Consider the following 15,981-nt stretch of genomic DNA (forward strand, 5'->3'; position numbering starts at 1 on the left):
GCCTGGGCGGGCTAACGCCCGCCGAGTTCCGTGATCAACATTAACCGCAGACCTCTAGTTTTGGCTGGCACTGAATTGCGGGGAGTCGACACCCTTGTGGTTAAAGCATCCGATCCAATTTCCCGAGGCATCCAATAGTGCTTCAAAGCCAATGGGACATCTCAGAGTCCTGTCTTTTCTAGCAACAAATGCGATCTGTCCACCCGGAGTGGAGCATTGGCCTTTGCTATCTCTAGAGCTTCCGGAGACAGTGATTAATCTCAGGTCACTAACGAGTTGGCCTTGCTGGTATTGAGGGCTGCCGCTCCAGCAAAGAAAATCTTGTTGAGACGTCTGACCCCAGCCGGTATCGACGGTCGATTCAGCTGGACATCCTGTCCGTTCTGCGTAGTAATTTTCGGACAATGGAACAATATTGGACTCGTTCGTTGTTGAGTCCCCGCCTTCACAGTCAGGAGTGGCGTAGAGTCCTTTGTATACCCCGCCACGTGCTCTACACCATGCTGCATAAGCAGCTACGCTTGCTCCCAGTCGATCACAAAGCATGTACTCCCAGTTATCAGCGTGCGCCGTACAAACCTTTTTGCCGCCTTGGTTTGTGCACTGTGAGTCCTGTGCTTCCGCGTCGACGGAAATCGTTGAGATAAATAATGCGACTAAGGAGAGTGCGAAAAATTTAAAATGCAATACGAATTTCGTCATTTCAAATTCCTTTTTGTGGAAGTTCCGTTTGCTACGCGTCAAGCAACTGTCATTGCTTAAACACGGTAACACGCTTTCCAAAAAAAGACCGGCGCGAGCGCCGGTCTTTCTGCACTAAGTCGCCATTGCCTAGGCTAAGCCGACAACTCCAACAACAACTTATTCAACCGCCGCACATACGCCGCCGGATCCTTGAGGCTATCGCCCGCCGCTAACGCAGCCTGGTCGAACAACACGCGGCTCAAATCGCCGAAGCGGTCCATGTCCTGTTCCGCATCCAGTTTTTCGATCAGCGGGTGGGCGGGGTTGAATTCGAACACCGGCTTGCTTTCCGGTACGGCCTGACCGCTGGCTTCCAGTAACTGGCGCATCTGCAGGCCCAGGTCGCCCTGGCCGATGGCGAGGATGGCGGGGGAGTCGGTCAGGCGGTGGGAGACGCGTACTTCGGCCACATCGTCGCCGAGGGCGGCCTTGATGCGCGAGGCCAGGCCTTCCTTGGACTTGGCGACTTCTTCCTGCGCCTTCTTGTCTTCTTCCGAATCCAGCTTGCCCAGGTCCAGGTCACCGCGTGCCACGTCAACGAACGACTTGCCGTCGAATTCGGTGAGGTAGCTCATCAGCCATTCGTCGATGCGGTCGGTGAGCAGCAGCACTTCGATGCCTTTCTTGCGGAAGACTTCCAGGTGCGGGCTGTCCTTGATCTGCGCGTAGCTCTCGCCGGTGAGGTAGTACAGCTTGTCCTGGCCCTCGGCCAGGCGGCTCACATAATCGGCCAGGCCCACGCTCTGTGCGCCGGTGGTGTCGTGCGTGGACGAGAAACGCAGCAGGCCGGCGACCTTTTCGCGGTTTGCATAATCCTCCGCCGGGCCTTCCTTCAATGCCTGGCCGAAGTTGCGCCAGAAGGTGGCGTAATCGTCCGGCTTGTCCTTGGCGAGTTTTTCCAGCATGTCCAGCGAGCGCTTGGTCAGCGCGGACTTCATCGAGTCCACCACCGGGCCGGATTGCAGGATTTCGCGCGAGACGTTGAGCGACAGGTCCGAGGAATCCACAACGCCCTTGATGAAACGCAGGTACAGCGGCAGAAACTGCTCGGCCTGGTCCATGATGAAAACGCGCTGCACATACAGCTTCAGGCCCTTGGCCGAATCGCGGTGATACAGGTCGAACGGGGCGCGGCCGGGCACGAACAGCAGCGAGGTGTAGTCCAGCTTGCCTTCGACCTTGTTATGGCTCCACGCCAGCGGGTTGCCCGCATCGTGCGCGACGTGCTTGTAGAACTCCTGATATTCGGCGTCCTTGATCTCGGACTTGGGGCGCGTCCACAACGCGCTGGCGCGGTTGACCGCTTCCCACTCCGGCTCGGCGGGCTTGTCGGCGTCTTCGCCGTAATGCTCCTTGCGCATTTCGATCGGCAGGCCGATGTGGTCGGAGTACTTCTTGAGAATGCCGCGCAGGGTCCAGCCGTCGGCGAAAGAATCTTCGCCTTCCTTCAGTTGCAGCACGATACGGGTGCCGCGCTCGGGCTTGTCGATGCTGGCGATTTCGAATTCGCCTTCGCCACGCGAGGACCAATGCACGCCTTCGTTGGCGGGCAGGCCGGCGCGGCGCGAGTACACGTCCACCTGGTCGGCGACGATGAAGGCGCTGTAGAAACCGACGCCGAACTGGCCGATCAGGTTGGCGTCCTTCTTCTGGTCGCCGCTCAGATGCTTGAGGAAGTCGGCGGTGCCGGACTTGGCGATGGTGCCCAGATGCGAGACCGCATCCTCGCGGCTCATGCCGATGCCGTTGTCGTCGATGGTGACGGTGCGCGCGTCCTTGTCGTAGTCGACGCGGATGCGCAGCTCGCTGCCGCCTTCCAGCAGCTCGGGCTTGACCAAGGCTTCGAAGCGCAGCTTGTCGGCGGCGTCGGCAGCGTTGGAAACCAGCTCGCGCAGGAAGATTTCCTTGTTCGAGTACAACGAATGGATCATCAGCTGCAGCAGCTGCTTGACCTCGGTCTGGAAGCCCAGCGTCTGCTTGTCGGTGTCAACGGTCATTGGGGTCGTGCTCCATGGTGGTCCGGGCCGCACTGCGGCCGATGGCCTGGGGGATGAGGCCGTCGGCGGATTTTTTCAAGGCGTGCCTGCGCGAAGGTGTGGCGCATAGGTGCCCCGGACGGGCGGGGCGGGCATGCCGGCGGCAGCGGTATCATGGGCGGCCATCGCCTGCATTCCGACCCATGCTGCCACTTGCGCCACCTGTGTTACGCCGTCGTCCGCCTGCCACAGGCGCGTTGCGATGAGCCGCCCGGCACGACCGGCGCCGCGTGGCGCCGAAGGCCAGGTGCGCATCGTGGGCGGGCGCTGGCGCAACACGCGGTTGGCGGTGCCGGACCTGCCGGGCCTGCGCCCCAGCAGCGACCGCGTGCGCGAAACGGTGTTCAACTGGCTGATGCCGCGGCTGCGCGGTGCGCGTGTGCTGGATCTGTTTGCCGGCTCCGGCGCGCTGGGGCTGGAGTCGGTCTCGCGCGGCGCGGCGCATGCCACGCTGATCGAGCGCGACCCCGGCCTGGCGCAGCGGTTGCGTGAGCTGGTGACCAAGCTGGAGGCGGCCGATCAGGTGCAGGTGCTGCAGGAAGACGCGCTGCGCTGGCTGGAGCGCGCGCCTGCGGCCAAGGTCGACATCGTCTTCGTCGACCCACCGTTCGCGGCCGGTCTGTGGCCGAGCGTGTTCGAACGCCTGCCCGCGCATCTGGCCGCCGAGGCCTGGCTGTATCTGGAAGCGCCGGCCGACCTGGCGTTGCAGCTGCCGGCCGGCTGGCACCTGCATCGCGAGGGCGGTACCCGGCAGGTGCGCTATGCGCTGTATCGCCGGGCCGCTGCTACACTGAACGGCGATCCAGCCCCGGTAGTTTCCGTATGAGCGTGGCCAACAGCCGCACCGCCGTCTATCCCGGTACCTTCGACCCGATCACCAATGGTCATATCGACCTGGTGAACCGTGCCGCGCCGTTGTTCGAGCGCGTGGTGGTGGGCGTGGCGTACAGCCCGTCCAAAGGCCCGGCATTGCCGCTGGAAAAACGCGTCGCGCTGGCACAGGAGGCATTGGCGGCGCACAAGAATGTGGAAGTGCGCGGCTTCGATACGCTGCTGGCGCACTTTGTGCGCGACATGCATGCCGGGGTGCTGCTGCGCGGCCTGCGTGCGGTGTCCGACTTCGAATACGAATTTCAGATGGCCAGCATGAATCGCCATCTGATCCCGGAAGTGGAAACGCTGTTCCTCACTCCGGCCGAGCAATACAGCTTCATTTCGTCGTCGCTGGTGCGCGAGATCGCGCGGCTGGGCGGCGACGTTTCCGGCTTCGTGCCGGCCTCGGTGGTCGAAGCCTTGCGGCAAGTGCGCGAGTCCCGCGCGCAGGCCTGATCTCATCTGTCGTTCCATCACCACGCTTTTCAAAGGGAGGAGTTTCATGAAACACACCATGCGCGCTTTGGCGCTCGCTTCGATCGCCGCTCTGGCGGTCACCGCCTGCAAGAAAGAAGAGCCGGCGCCGACCGCCGCTGCCGCTCCGGCAGCGCTGAAGGCCCCGGCCAAGGACGACAACGCCGGCTGGAAGAAGTACCTGCAGGAAGTGGTCGGCCAGAATCTGGGCGCCACCACCAACAGCCCGTTCCTGTACTACTTGCCGCCGGAATCCGATGCCGAGTTCGCCGGTAGCTACGAGCGTCAGCTGGAAAGCGTCAAGACCGCGCTGGCGCGTGGCGTGCAGCCGGGCAACATGCTGGCCTTCGGTTCGTCCGCCTCCACCAAGATGGCCGACCTGATCGAGGCCGCGTTCAAGGACGTGCAGCCGGATTCGATGAAGGGCGTGCGCGTGTTGTTCATCGGCGACGCCGCCGAGAATGCGCGCGTGCAGACCATCGTCCAGCCCAAGGGCGCGGAATACACCTTCGTTGAAGCCAAGTAATGCCGTACCAGGCCGGATGCGCGGGAGGGCGCACCCGGCCGCGGCGTGCGGAGCCAGCAGCATGCTGACTTCGCACGGCACCGGAGCCGGCCGTGTCAGGCCGGTGTCCGACAGCGCCCACGGCGTTTTCCCCTGGTTGATTCGCGCCATGTGCGCCCGCCTGCAGCAGTACGTTGCGTTCCAGCGCCTGCAGTTGAACCGCGCTGCCCCGCATCGCATGGTGTCGTCGATATGTCGCTGAAAATCAACGAGCTCTGCGTCAACTGCGACGTCTGCGAACCGGCATGCCCGAATCAGGCGATCTCGATGGGCGAAACCATCTACGTGATCGATCCGGCACGCTGTACCGAATGCGTGGGCCATTTCGACGAGGCGCAATGCGTGGTGGTGTGCCCGGTCGAGTGCATCGACCCGGATCCGGACATTCCGGAAACCCACGATCAATTGCTGGCCAAGCTCATGCAGCTGCAGCGCGATCACCCCGAACTGTACGAACAGGAGCCTCCCGTCCCGTGAGCACTTTCTCCCGACGTTTTTCGACACGCGGCCTGCTGTTGCTGGCCTTGGTGCTGGCAGCGCCGGCCTGGTCCGCCGATGGCGCCAAGCCTTCCGCCGGCGCGCCCGCTGCGGTCGCCGCGCATCCGCCCGGTGCGGCGGTGGCCAGCGGCCATGCATTGGCCACCGATGCCGGGCTGCAGATCCTGCGCGAGGGTGGCAACGCGTTCGATGCGGCCATTGCGGTGTCGTCCACGCTGGCAGTGGTCGAGCCGATCAGCTCGGGCCTGGGCGGCGGTGGTTTTTTTCTGCTGCACGATGCCAAGACCGGCAAGGACGTGATGCTGGACGCGCGCGAATACGCGCCCGAATCGGCCACGTCGGAAAAATTCCTCAACAAACAGGGCGAACTGGACCGCGACCGCTCGGTCAACGGGCCGTGGTCGGCCGGCATTCCCGGTCTGCCCGCCGCGCTGGTGGAGCTGGCATCCAAGCACGGCCGGCTGCCGCTCAAGCAATCGCTGGCGCCGGCAATCCGCATCGCCACCGACGGCTTCCCGGTGTATGCGCGCATGGCCAAGGGTTACGCCTCGCGGCGCGAGGTGATGGAGCGCTATCCCGGAACGCGTGAAGTGTATTTGCGCGGCGGAAAACCCATTGCCGAAGGCGACACCTTCAAGCAACCCGAGTTGGCGCACACCTTGCAGCTGCTCGGCGACAAGGGTTTCGACGGGTTCTACAAGGGCGAGACCGCCAAGAAGCTGATCGCTGGCGTCAGGCAGGCGGGCGGGCATTGGACTGCGGCGGAGCTGGCCGGTTACACGGTGAAAGAGCGCACGCCGATCCAGTTCGATTATCGCGGCTGGACCATCACCACCGCGCCGCCGCCGTCCTCGGGCGGTATTGCGCTGGCAGCCATGTTGCAGATTCTGGAAGGCTGGGACTTGAACAAGCTCGATGACGTGCATCGCACGCATCTGGTGGTGGAATCGATGCGCCGTGCCTACCGCGACCGCACGTTCTTTCTGGGCGACCCGGACTTTGTGGACGTGCCGCAGCGCGTGCTGACCAGCAAGGATTACGCGCAAGGCCTGCGTGCCACCATCAACCCGGAAAAGGCCACGCCCAGCGATCTGTTGTCGGGCAACCCCACGCCGCTGGAAGACGACGAGACCACGCACTTTTCCATCATCGATGGCGAAGGCAATCGCGTCGGCGCCACCCAGACCGTCAACCTGCTATACGGCTCGGGCCTGATCCCCAAGGGCACCGGCGTGCTGCTCAATGACGAGATGGACGACTTTGCGCTCAAGCCGGGCACGCCGAACGCCTTTGGCGTGATGGGCTACGCGGCCAACGCCCCCAAGCCGGGCAAGCGCATGCTCAGCTCGATGACGCCCACCTTCATGGAATCGGCCGATAAGGCGATCGTGCTGGGCACACCGGGCGGCAGCCGCATCATCACCATGGTGCTGCTCGGCATCCTGGGTTACGACGCAGGACTGGATGCGCAGGCGGTCAGCGCGTTGCCGCGCTATCACCATCAGTGGCTGCCGGATGTCATCGACGCCGAAACCGACGCGTTCTCGCCAACGACCGCCAAGGGCCTGCAGGCGATGGGCCACGCGCTCAAACTGCCCGGCGATACTGCAGAAGGCGGGCGCGGGTCCAGCCATGTGTGGGGCAACCTGCAGACCGTGGAATGGGACAAGCGCAGCAATGTGCTCAGCGGCGGCAGCGACCCGCGTAATCCGGTGGGCAAGGCGCAGGTGCAGTTGGATGCGCAGAACGCTTCGAGCGCTGCTGCAAAATGATCCGAGTGCAGATGGCAGGCTAGCGCCTGCCTTCTGCGTTTTATGACGTGCCATGACAGCGATCAGCATTAGAGCGGGCTAGCAACGCAACCTGGCAAGCCGTCGTTGGGTGGGTGCGCATGGCGTGCTCGTAACCGGAACGCACGAGTGGGACACGCCGCACCGAGCACCGGCCGCGCCCGCCCCGCGGCTGCACGGCAGCTGTGTTAGCTGCTCTAGTTCAGTAGTCCGTAATAATGTCCATCCTTGGCTTGATAGACGGTATAGGTGTCGTCGTAGTCGTCGTCGCCTTTCTTTTTATCGACGACGCTGTCGACCAGGCGCACTACCAGCTTGCCGTCCAGTAGATAGACGTCCGGATTCGTATTGCCGGCGAGGAACGGCTTCCAGCGTGTCATTCCACGTTGTTTGGCTTGGTGCTGCTCAGGGTCCAGTGAGCCAGGTGCGATTGGTTTTTTGTTGCTGTCGATGATGTTCATTGGGTTGTCCTTTAAGGCCATGGAATGAAAGGGCGTCGCTCGCTGCATTCGTGGCGGATGCAGTGCATCGAGGCCAAGCCACGTTAGCTGGCGATGGACAAGCGGGATTGGCCTAAACGAGTGCAATTGCAGGCGATTCGATGGGATATTGGAGATGCTCCCGTCGTGGATGCCGCTGACCCGAACGCGGGCCGGTCAATCCGGTGCAATCACTGAAAGACTGCGACATGGCTGGCAGTACGTTGCAACGGAAAATACGATCCCGGCTGACCCGTGTGATTCGGTTGGGCCGGCCCCCTTCTGTCGCAGAGAAATAGGTCGCCGGTTGGCGAGTTCATTCGCTGATGCGATGCAACGGCTGGCGTGATGTGGCTCAGTTGCGGCCGCCTTCGGTAGGGTCGGGCTTGTCGTGGCGTTGCAGTGCGGCCACCATGGCGTATGAAAAATTTCTCCGCTTTGTTGACCGCCGCTGCGCTGATACTTCCATCGACCGCCTGTACCGCCGAGTCCGTTTCGGATGGCGCTGGCGGCTCCATCCACGTCAATCAACTCGGCTATCTGCCAGGCTCGGCCAAGTTGGCGGTGGTCGGGTTGCCACAGGGCGCGGCGCCAGGCGCGGACCGTTTCACGGTCGAAGATGCGCAGGGCCGCACGGTGCTGAAAGGCACGTTGCAACCGCCAGCGCTGTGGTCGCCGGCCGGGCAGCAGGCGCGGGTGGCGGATTTCTCCAGCGTGCGTGCGCCGGGCACCTACCGGTTGAAGATCGATGGGTTGCCGGCCTCGGATGCATTCCCGATCAACGCGCATGCGTATCAGCCTGTGGTCGATGCCTCGCTCAAGGCGTTCTATTTCAATCGCGCCAGCACCGCGTTGCCGGCGCAGTTCGCCGGGCGCTATGCGCGTGCGGCCGGGCATCCGGACACGCAGGTACGCATCCACCCATCGGCGGCATCGGCCACGCGTCCGGCCGATAGCGTGATCAGTGCACCCAAGGGCTGGTACGACGCCGGCGATTACAACAAGTACATCGTCAACTCCGGCATCAGCACTTACACCTTGCTGGCGGCCTATGAGCACTACCCGGCGCTGTTCAAGGCGCAGGCCCTGACCATCCCCAACGACGCGCCCGGCGTCCCCGGCATCCTGCAGGAAACCTGGTGGAATCTGGAATGGATGCTGGCCATGCAGGACCCGGCCGATGGTGGCGTGTACCACAAGCTCACCGACAAGCAGTTCGACGGTCTGGTAATGCCCGATCAGGCCAAGCAGCAACGCTACGTGGTGATGAAGGCCACGGCGGCCACGCTGGATTTTGCAGCTGTAATGGCAGCGGCCAGCCGTGTGTATGCGCCGTTCGAAAAGCAGTATCCGGGTGTGTCGGCGCGCATGTTGAAGGCGGCGCGTCATGCCTGGAGCTGGGCGCAGCAGCATCCGGATGTGATCTATCGCCAGCCCGACGATGTGCGGACCGGCGGCTATGACGATGCGCAGGTCGACGACGAATTCGCGTGGGCGGCGGCGGAGTTGTATGTCACCACCCGCGAGGATGGTTTCTACGATGCGATGCTTGCGCGCAACGTGCCGGCCAGCGTGCCGGGCTGGAGCAATGTGGGCGGGCTGGCGTGGATGTCGCTGGCCGCGCACCGCGACACGCTGACCGCGCATGCGGATCGTGCGCGCATCACGGCTGAGATCACCGGTCTGGCGCAGCAGTTGACCGAGCAATGGCAGGCATCGCCGTGGCGCCTGGCCATGACCGACAAGGATTTCGTCTGGGGCAGTAATTCCGCCGTACTCAACCGCGCGATGATGCTGTTGCAGGGCTATCGCCTGACCCAACAACGGACGACGCTGGATGCCGCGCAATCGCATCTGGATTACATCCTGGGGCGTAATCCGCTGGGGTTGTCGTTCGTCACCGGAGTAGGCCAGCGCACGCCGATGCATATCCACCATCGCCCCTCGGAGGCCGACGGCATCGACGCGCCGGTGCCGGGTTGGTTGGCCGGCGGCCCGCAGCCGGGCCAGCAGGACGCCAAGGACTGCAAGGTGGCGTATCCGTCCACGTTGCCGGCGCTGTCGTATCTGGATAACACCTGCAGTTACGCGAGCAATGAAGTCGCCATCAACTGGAATGCGCCGCTGGTGTATGTGAGTGCGGCCATCGAGGCCTCGACGCGCTGATGGATGCCTGAGGTTTCTAGCAAGCTGCACCATCAGGCCGCAGTTCTATCACCGTATTTAGTGGCTATCTCAGGCGCGTGCGCAGGGGGGCTATCCCTTCTCCCCTCGGGAGAAGGTGGCCCAAAGGGCCGGATGAGGGGCGCCTCAGCAACCTGCCGATGCCTGGCATGACAAACGCGTCGCTACGCGCCGGCAGCGGTGAATCGCCTACGTCCTCGCTGACGTAGCCTCACCCCAACCCCCACTGCGCCCCCCGGCCCGCGCTTGCAGCGCGGGCGCTCCAAAGCGCGCGCGCCAATGGCGCGCAAGCGGTGCCTTCTCGCCCCGAGGGGAGAGGGGCTTCAAGCCGCCGATTCCCTCACCAGCGCTGTTGCAGTGCGATCGGCGATCGTCCAGCGCGCATCAGCTTTTGATCTGTCCGATGAAGAGACTCACTCCACCCGCGTTCCGAAAATCCGGTCGCCCGCATCGCCCAGGCCGGGCAGGATGTAGCCCTTTTCGTTGAGGTGGTCGTCGATGGCGGCGGTGTAGACCTCCACGTCCGGGTGCACGGCTTCCAGCGCTTTCAGGCCTTCTGGCGCGGCGACCAGGAAGATGCCCTTGATGCGGCGGGCGCCGGCGCGCTTGAGCATGTCGATGGTGGCGATCAAGGTGCCGCCGGTGGCCAGCATGGGGTCCAGGATCAGCGCGTCGCGTTCTTCCAGGCGGCCGGTCAGGCGTTCGAAGTAGGGCACCGGTTGCAGGGTTTCTTCATCGCGTTGCAGGCCGACCACACTGACGCGCGCGGCGGGGATCAGTGCCAGTACGCCTGGCAGCATGCCTAAGCCGGCGCGCAGGATCGGCACCAGGGTGATCTTGGCACCGGCAATGCGCTGCACGTTCACCGGGCCGGCCCAGCCTTGTTGCACGTGCGATTCGGTGTCCAGATTGGCCGTGGCCTCGTAGGCCAGCAGGGTACCCAGCTCGGTGACCAGTTCGCGAAAGCCCTTGGTGCTCAAGGCGGCATCGCGCAGCAGGCCAATTTTGTGCTGAACGAGAGGGTGGCGGACTTCGACGATTTTCATGGGCAGCGACAGACGGGAGAGGCGCACAGTGTGCCGCAGCCATGCGTGGCGCTGCCACACATCGGGTGTGATCGCGCTTGCATATGTCATGTCGGTGAAACGTCGTAGACATAGTGTGTGCACCCATTCTTAACCGATTGGGGAAGCACTCGTGTTGAACAAGACTCCGCTCTGCCTGGCGATCACGCTGACGCTGGCAACCGCCGGCTGGGGCCCGCAGGCACAGGCGGCAGAGGCTGCTGCTGCATCCGGCGCAGCCAGCGGTGCGGCGGCCATCGATCTGGAGCGGCTGGAAGTGCGCCCGCAGCTGGAAGCGCAGGAGCGCGCAGTCGATCTCAAACGCGCGTCCGATGCGATCCAGGATGCAGTGGCCTCCGATGCGATGGGCCGTTACCCCGACAAGAATGTTGCAGAATCCTTGCAGCGCCTGCCCGGCGTCAGCGTCACCCGCGATCAGGGCGAAGGCCGCTTTGTGGTGATCCGCGGCCTGGATTCGTCGCTCAACAGCGTGACCATCGACGGCATGAGCATGGGCACGCCCGAAGACGGCACGCGCTCGGCACCGCTGGATGTGATTCCGTCCGATTCCACCGAGCGCTTGAAAGTGGTGAAGTCGCCCACGCCGGACATGCCGGGCGATTCGATCGGCGGCGCCATCCAGGTGGAATCCACCTCTGCGTTCGATCGCGACGGGCGCACGCTGCGCGGTTCGATCGAAGGCAGCCATCAGTCGTTGTCGGGCAAGACCAGCCCCAAGGGCGCGTTCAATTACAGCGACATCTACAACGGCACCTTCGGTGTGGCGGTGGGTGTGAACTATCAGGACCGCGAGTTCGAATCGGACAACACCGAAGTGGCGTACGACAGCTTCGACGGTGGCGCTGCCGATGACCTGTTTGCCGGCGAAGTGCAGCGCCGCAAGTACTTCATCGAGCGCACCCGCATGGGCGCCAACCTCAATCTGGACTGGCGCCCGGATGCCGACAACCGTTACTACCTGCGCTCGCTGTACAGCCGTTTCGACGATGCCGAAACGCGCCAGCGCACCATCTTCGGCCTGGCCGATGGGCAGGTAAGCGCCAACGGCGATGGCACCTACAACGTGGCCGATCTACCGGCAGACAGCATCGCCAAGCGCGTGCGCTACCGCACCAAGAAGGAAGACAACACGGCGATCAGTTTCGGCGGCGAAAACCGCCTGAGCAGCGCCACGCTCGATTACAAGGTGGGCTACACCAAGACCACCGAGCGGGTGAACGATGAGATGGAAGCGGGCTTCGACTACGACGGCGACGACCTGTCGGCTGCCGTGGATCAGCGCAGTGGCATCCCGCGGCTGGGTTTCTCCGATAACGGATGGCAGAGCAACCAGGACTTCGTGTTCGACCGCTTCGTGCTGGCGCCCAAGACGGTGGACGACAGCGAGCACAGCGCGCAGGTCAATGTGCGCTTCGACGGCGAACATTCCAGCCTGAAGATGGGTGTGCTCGGTCGCTGGCGCGAACGCGATGTGGACGTCAACGAACAGGAGCTGCGGCGCGGCCCGGCGATCGATCTGGGCAGCTGGACCACCGCCGCACCGGAGCACCGTGGCGGCACCTTGGGCGAAAGCATCGGCTCGGACGGCATGCGCCGCTACTGGCGGGCGTCGGGCGGTCTGTACAGCGCACGTCCGCAGGATGTGGGCGGCAATGTGCAGACCTCTCTGCAGGACGATTACATCGCGAGCGAAGACGTGTTCGCCACGTATGCGATGGGCACCTGGGATATCGGGGCGTTGCGCATGATTGCCGGCGTCCGCGTGGAGAACACCCAGTTCAACGCCACCGGCAACCAGGTGGACGTGGCCGAAAACGGCCGCGCCGCCACGGTAACGCCGCGCCAAGCTTCCAGCAGCTACACCAATGTGTTGCCGGGCCTGCACCTGCGTTACGACAGCGGCAACGATTGGGTGTTGCGGTTTGCAGCCAACAAGACCTTGTCGCGTCCATCGTTCGGCGATGTGTCGCCACGCGTGAGCATCAACCGCGGCGATGAAGACGTGAGCATCGGCAACCCGGACCTCAACCCGTATCGTTCCACCAATCTGGATCTGTCGTTCGAAAAATACATCGGCAGCACCGGGCTGGTGTCGCTGGGCGTGTTCAACAAGTCGATCGACGATTACATCGTGCAGACCCTCAGCACCACCGATGCCGAATTTCCTGGCCTGCAGGTGACGCGCTCGATCAATGGCGACACCGCCAAGGTGCGCGGCGCCGAGTTCAATTGGCAGCAGACGCTGGATTTTCTGCCCGAAGGCTGGAACGGCGTGTTGGTCGGTGCCAGCGCTACCGCCCTGGACAGCGACTTCGACCCGGGCCTGAGCAATCGTGCCGGCGACGATTTCATGCTGCCGCGCTCGTCCAAGCGCATCTACAGCGGCCATCTGGGTTACGAAAAATACGGCTTCAGTGCGCGTGTGGCGGCGGTGTATCGCAGCGAATATCTGGACACCATCGGCCAGAGCCGCGCGTACGATATCTATGTCGCCCCGCACACCCAGCTGGATGTCAGCATGAGTTATCAGTTCAACAGCCACGTCAGCCTGTATCTGGAAGCGCAGAACCTGCTGGATGAACCCTTGGAGCTGTACCAGGGCGTGCCCTCGCGCACGCTGCAGAACGAAGAATACGGCCGCACCTATGCGCTGGGCCTGAAGGTGGCGCTGTGATGCGGACCGGCGTATTGCTGCATTCCACATTGCTTGCGAGCGCGTTGCTATTGGCAGGCTGCGCGACCAAGCCGGTCGACCGCGAGGCCGACGAAGCCCTGCTCACCGATCCCATGCTCAGCGAGGCGAAGGTGGCGCATGAAGTGGTGCCGGAAGCCTTCATCACCGCATTGACGCCGTCCGACAATCTGGATTCGCCGGCCAGCTGGATCGCGCCCGATGGCCGCCGCTGGGTGATCGCCACGTCCAAGGCCACGCATGCGCTGGTGGTATTCGATGGCGACAGCGGCAAGCGGCTGCGCGTGGTCGGCGGCAAGGGCAAGGCGCTGGGCAAGCTGGATCGGCCCAACGGGATTTCGGTGGTCGATGATCTGGTATTCGTGGTCGAGCGCGACAACCGCCGCGTGCAGGTGTTTTCGCTGCCGGAGTTCAAACCGCTGACCGCGTTCGGCCAGGACGACCTGCGCGAGCCTTACGGAGTGTGGGTGCGCAAGCATGACGGCGGTTACGAGGTGGTGGTCAGCGACAACTACATGTCGCCGGCCAACAAGGACCAACCGCCGCCGCTGGCCGAGCTGGGCCAACGCTTCCGTCGTTATCAGTTGAATGCGGCAGGGCAGGGCTGGCAGTCACGGCTGACGCAGAGTTTTGGCGACACCACCGAAGCCGGTGCGGTGCGCATCGCCGAGTCGGTATTCGGCGATGAGGCCAATGCGCGGCTGCTGATTGCCGAAGAAGATGTGGCGGTGGGCACGCAGTTGCGCGAGTACGGCATGGATGGGCGCTATCGCGGGCGCGACGTGGGCGCCGGGCTGTTCAAGGCGCAGGCCGAGGGGTTGACCTTGCTGCAGTGCGCCGATGGCAGCGGCTACTGGATCGCCACCGATCAGTTCAAGGATCGCAGCGTGTTCCAGGTGTTCGATCGCAAGACGCTGGCGCACGTGGGCGCCTTCGCCGGCCGCGTCACCGCCAATACCGATGGCGTGTGGCTGGATCAACGCGGCGATGCGCGCTTCCCCGGCGGCGTGTTCTACGCGCTGCACGATGACCAGGCGGTGGCCGCGTTCGATTGGCGCGACATCGCACGCACTCTGCGCCTGAAGGACTGCGCACCATGAGCACCGCGCGTACCGCGTGCTACGCAGCGCTGTCGTTGATGGCACTTGCCGGCAGCCACGCGCTGGCCGCCGAGCGCACTGCCGAGCCGAATACGCAGGTGCCGGCCGGGTCCACCCATTACGTGGCCGACGGCTTCCCGGACCGCATTGTCGCCACGCCCGCGCAGGACGCTGCGACCGGTTTCGCGGTCGCCTGGCGCACCGATGCCAGCGTCGATCAGCCGTGGCTGGAGCTGGTGATCGCTGGCGATTCGCCCGACGTCGGCACGCCGCGGCGCATCCGCGCCAGCACCGCCACGCTGAGCAGCGAAAATGGCAGCTCGCACCATCATCGCGCCGACATCGACGGCCTCAAGTCCGACACGCTGTACGCCTACCGTGTGCAGGGCCATGACACCTGGGGCGCGTGGAATCACTTCCGCACCGCGGCCACGGCGCAGACACCGCTGACGCTGCTGTATTTCGGCGACACCCAGAACAAGAATCTCAGCCTGGTGTCGCGGGTGATCCGCCAGGCCTGGCGCTCGGCGCCGGATGCGCGGCTGGCGCTGTTTGCCGGCGATCTGGTCAGCGGCAAGGACGGCCAGGACGACAACGAATGGGCCGAGTGGTTCGAAGCCGGGCGCTGGTTGCTGGAAGGCACCGCAGTGGCGCCGGCACCGGGCAATCACGAGTACCACGAAGAGGGCGATGAGACCCCGCAGGCCCCCCGCACCCTGGGCAGCCATTGGCCGGTAACCTTCGCGCTGCCGCGGAACGGGCCGTCGGCCACGGCGCGCACCAGCTACTGGTTCGACTACCAGGGCGTGCGCATCGCCGTGCTCGATGGCACCTCGGTGCTGGACCTGGGCACCGGGCCGGCGCAGGCGCAATGGCTGGACAAGGTGCTGGCCGACAATCCGCACCCCTGGTCGATCGTGCTGATCCATCAGCCGTTCTTTTCGCCGCGCGCCGATCGCGAGAACGAAAAATTGGTCGAGCAGGTCCTGCCGGTGATCCGCCGGCACAAGGTGGATCTGGTGCTGCAAGGGCATGACCACACCTACGGCCGGCGCGGCGACCAGGCCGGGCAGGCCACGCCGGTCTTCGTGGTGTCGGTCGCCGGGCCCAAGCAGTACCGGCTCTCGGACATGGCGCGCAAGACCATGCGCCCGGTGGGCGAAGACACCCAGCTGTATCAGGTGCTGCGCATCGACAACCAGCAGTTGGTCTACGAATCGCGCACCGCCACCGGCCGCCTGTACGACGCGTTCGAACTGCAGCGCGACGCGCACGGCGCCAAGCGACTGATCGAGCACGAGCAAGGGCGCATCGCGCCACGCGATTGCCCGCGCAACGCCACGCTCAAGGGCCGTGCGGACCGTTGCTGGGAGTGAGCCGGGCAGGGCGCAAGAACGGGGGATGACGCATAGCGGTTGCGCAATCTCGAAGATGGCGCAGCTGCCCCGACGACGTGCAAGG

General features: G+C 64.1%; 13 protein-coding genes. 10 read left to right on the top strand and 3 right to left on the bottom strand.

What is annotated here, in order from left to right; translation table 11 throughout:
* Positions 1 to 836: 836 nt before the first annotated feature.
* Positions 837 to 2,741, bottom strand: coding sequence for a molecular chaperone HtpG (gene htpG / locus XdyCFBP7245_RS16200; protein ID WP_104616577.1), 1,905 nt, complete (start codon positions 2,739 to 2,741; stop codon positions 837 to 839).
* A gap of 241 nt (positions 2,742 to 2,982) precedes the next feature.
* Between htpG and rsmD the strand changes: the two genes are divergently transcribed.
* From rsmD to ggt, 6 genes are all read left to right on the top strand, one after another.
* Complete coding sequence (rsmD, locus tag XdyCFBP7245_RS16205; protein WP_104616578.1) at positions 2,983 to 3,606, top strand: 16S rRNA (guanine(966)-N(2))-methyltransferase RsmD; 624 nt, start codon at positions 2,983 to 2,985, stop codon at positions 3,604 to 3,606.
* The gene (coaD, locus tag XdyCFBP7245_RS16210; protein WP_055851671.1) at positions 3,603 to 4,109 is read left to right on the top strand and encodes a pantetheine-phosphate adenylyltransferase; all 507 of its coding nucleotides are present in this window, start codon (positions 3,603 to 3,605) and stop codon (positions 4,107 to 4,109) included. Before rsmD ends, coaD begins: the two co-directional genes overlap by 4 nt.
* Before the next feature lie 46 nt (positions 4,110 to 4,155).
* Positions 4,156 to 4,653: a hypothetical protein gene (locus tag XdyCFBP7245_RS16215; RefSeq protein ID WP_170068679.1), complete on the top strand. Its 498-nt coding sequence runs from the start codon at positions 4,156 to 4,158 to the stop codon at positions 4,651 to 4,653.
* Positions 4,654 to 4,714: 61 nt separating this feature from the next.
* Positions 4,715 to 4,894: a hypothetical protein gene (locus XdyCFBP7245_RS16220; RefSeq protein ID WP_244907835.1), complete on the top strand. Its 180-nt coding sequence runs from the start codon at positions 4,715 to 4,717 to the stop codon at positions 4,892 to 4,894.
* Positions 4,885 to 5,169 carry a YfhL family 4Fe-4S dicluster ferredoxin gene (locus XdyCFBP7245_RS16225; RefSeq protein ID WP_104612443.1) on the top strand — a complete coding sequence of 95 codons (285 nt, stop codon included), beginning with the start codon at positions 4,885 to 4,887 and terminating at the stop codon, positions 5,167 to 5,169. The genes XdyCFBP7245_RS16220 and XdyCFBP7245_RS16225 overlap by 10 nt, the downstream gene beginning before the upstream one ends.
* Positions 5,166 to 6,962 (top strand): gamma-glutamyltransferase, encoded by a 1,797-nt coding sequence (gene ggt / locus XdyCFBP7245_RS16230; RefSeq protein WP_104616580.1) that lies wholly within the window; start codon positions 5,166 to 5,168, stop codon positions 6,960 to 6,962. The genes XdyCFBP7245_RS16225 and ggt overlap by 4 nt, the downstream gene beginning before the upstream one ends.
* Before the next feature lie 215 nt (positions 6,963 to 7,177).
* Here ggt and XdyCFBP7245_RS16235 read toward each other — a convergent pair whose 3' ends face one another.
* On the bottom strand, positions 7,178 to 7,441 hold the full coding sequence (locus tag XdyCFBP7245_RS16235; protein WP_104616581.1) for a hypothetical protein: 264 nt from the start codon (positions 7,439 to 7,441) through the stop codon (positions 7,178 to 7,180).
* Between the two features lie 438 nt (positions 7,442 to 7,879).
* Here XdyCFBP7245_RS16235 and XdyCFBP7245_RS16240 point away from each other — a divergent pair, with 438 nt between their 5' ends.
* Complete coding sequence (locus XdyCFBP7245_RS16240; protein ID WP_104616582.1) at positions 7,880 to 9,625, top strand: glycoside hydrolase family 9 protein; 1,746 nt, start codon at positions 7,880 to 7,882, stop codon at positions 9,623 to 9,625.
* A gap of 431 nt (positions 9,626 to 10,056) precedes the next feature.
* Here the strand turns inward: XdyCFBP7245_RS16240 and upp are convergent, their stop codons facing one another.
* The gene (gene upp / locus XdyCFBP7245_RS16250; RefSeq protein WP_104616614.1) at positions 10,057 to 10,689 is read right to left on the bottom strand and encodes a uracil phosphoribosyltransferase; all 633 of its coding nucleotides are present in this window, start codon (positions 10,687 to 10,689) and stop codon (positions 10,057 to 10,059) included.
* A 151-nt stretch (positions 10,690 to 10,840) separates the two neighbouring features.
* On the opposite strand from upp, the gene XdyCFBP7245_RS16255 reads away from it, so the two are divergent.
* The 3 genes from XdyCFBP7245_RS16255 to XdyCFBP7245_RS16265 are packed head-to-tail and all read left to right on the top strand — an operon-like array spanning position 10,841 to position 15,896.
* A complete protein-coding gene (locus XdyCFBP7245_RS16255) occupies positions 10,841 to 13,402 on the top strand; it encodes a TonB-dependent receptor (protein ID WP_170068680.1) in 2,562 nt (853 codons plus the stop codon).
* Positions 13,402 to 14,520 (top strand): phytase, encoded by a 1,119-nt coding sequence (locus XdyCFBP7245_RS16260; RefSeq protein ID WP_104616584.1) that lies wholly within the window; start codon positions 13,402 to 13,404, stop codon positions 14,518 to 14,520. The genes XdyCFBP7245_RS16255 and XdyCFBP7245_RS16260 overlap by 1 nt, the downstream gene beginning before the upstream one ends.
* Positions 14,517 to 15,896, top strand: coding sequence for a purple acid phosphatase family protein (locus XdyCFBP7245_RS16265; RefSeq protein ID WP_104616585.1), 1,380 nt, complete (start codon positions 14,517 to 14,519; stop codon positions 15,894 to 15,896). Before XdyCFBP7245_RS16260 ends, XdyCFBP7245_RS16265 begins: the two co-directional genes overlap by 4 nt.
* Positions 15,897 to 15,981: the final 85 nt, after the last annotated feature.

The organism is Xanthomonas dyei, from assembly GCF_002939865.1.
GTDB lineage: Bacteria > Pseudomonadota > Gammaproteobacteria > Xanthomonadales > Xanthomonadaceae > Xanthomonas > Xanthomonas dyei.

What these genes read in the sequence shown, in the direction of transcription:
- htpG (WP_104616577.1), bottom strand. Translation starts at nt 2,741, where the DNA reads ATGACCGTTGACACCGACAAGCAGACGCTGGGCTTCCAGACCGAGGTC.
- rsmD (WP_104616578.1), top strand. Translation starts at nt 2,983, where the DNA reads ATGAGCCGCCCGGCACGACCGGCGCCGCGTGGCGCCGAAGGCCAGGTG.
- coaD (WP_055851671.1), top strand. Translation starts at nt 3,603, where the DNA reads ATGAGCGTGGCCAACAGCCGCACCGCCGTCTATCCCGGTACCTTCGAC.
- XdyCFBP7245_RS16215 (WP_170068679.1), top strand. Translation starts at nt 4,156, where the DNA reads ATGAAACACACCATGCGCGCTTTGGCGCTCGCTTCGATCGCCGCTCTG.
- XdyCFBP7245_RS16220 (WP_244907835.1), top strand. Translation starts at nt 4,715, where the DNA reads ATGCTGACTTCGCACGGCACCGGAGCCGGCCGTGTCAGGCCGGTGTCC.
- XdyCFBP7245_RS16225 (WP_104612443.1), top strand. Translation starts at nt 4,885, where the DNA reads ATGTCGCTGAAAATCAACGAGCTCTGCGTCAACTGCGACGTCTGCGAA.
- XdyCFBP7245_RS16235 (WP_104616581.1), bottom strand. Translation starts at nt 7,441, where the DNA reads ATGAACATCATCGACAGCAACAAAAAACCAATCGCACCTGGCTCACTG.
- XdyCFBP7245_RS16240 (WP_104616582.1), top strand. Translation starts at nt 7,880, where the DNA reads ATGAAAAATTTCTCCGCTTTGTTGACCGCCGCTGCGCTGATACTTCCA.
- upp (WP_104616614.1), bottom strand. Translation starts at nt 10,689, where the DNA reads ATGAAAATCGTCGAAGTCCGCCACCCTCTCGTTCAGCACAAAATTGGC.
- XdyCFBP7245_RS16260 (WP_104616584.1), top strand. Translation starts at nt 13,402, where the DNA reads ATGCGGACCGGCGTATTGCTGCATTCCACATTGCTTGCGAGCGCGTTG.
- XdyCFBP7245_RS16265 (WP_104616585.1), top strand. Translation starts at nt 14,517, where the DNA reads ATGAGCACCGCGCGTACCGCGTGCTACGCAGCGCTGTCGTTGATGGCA.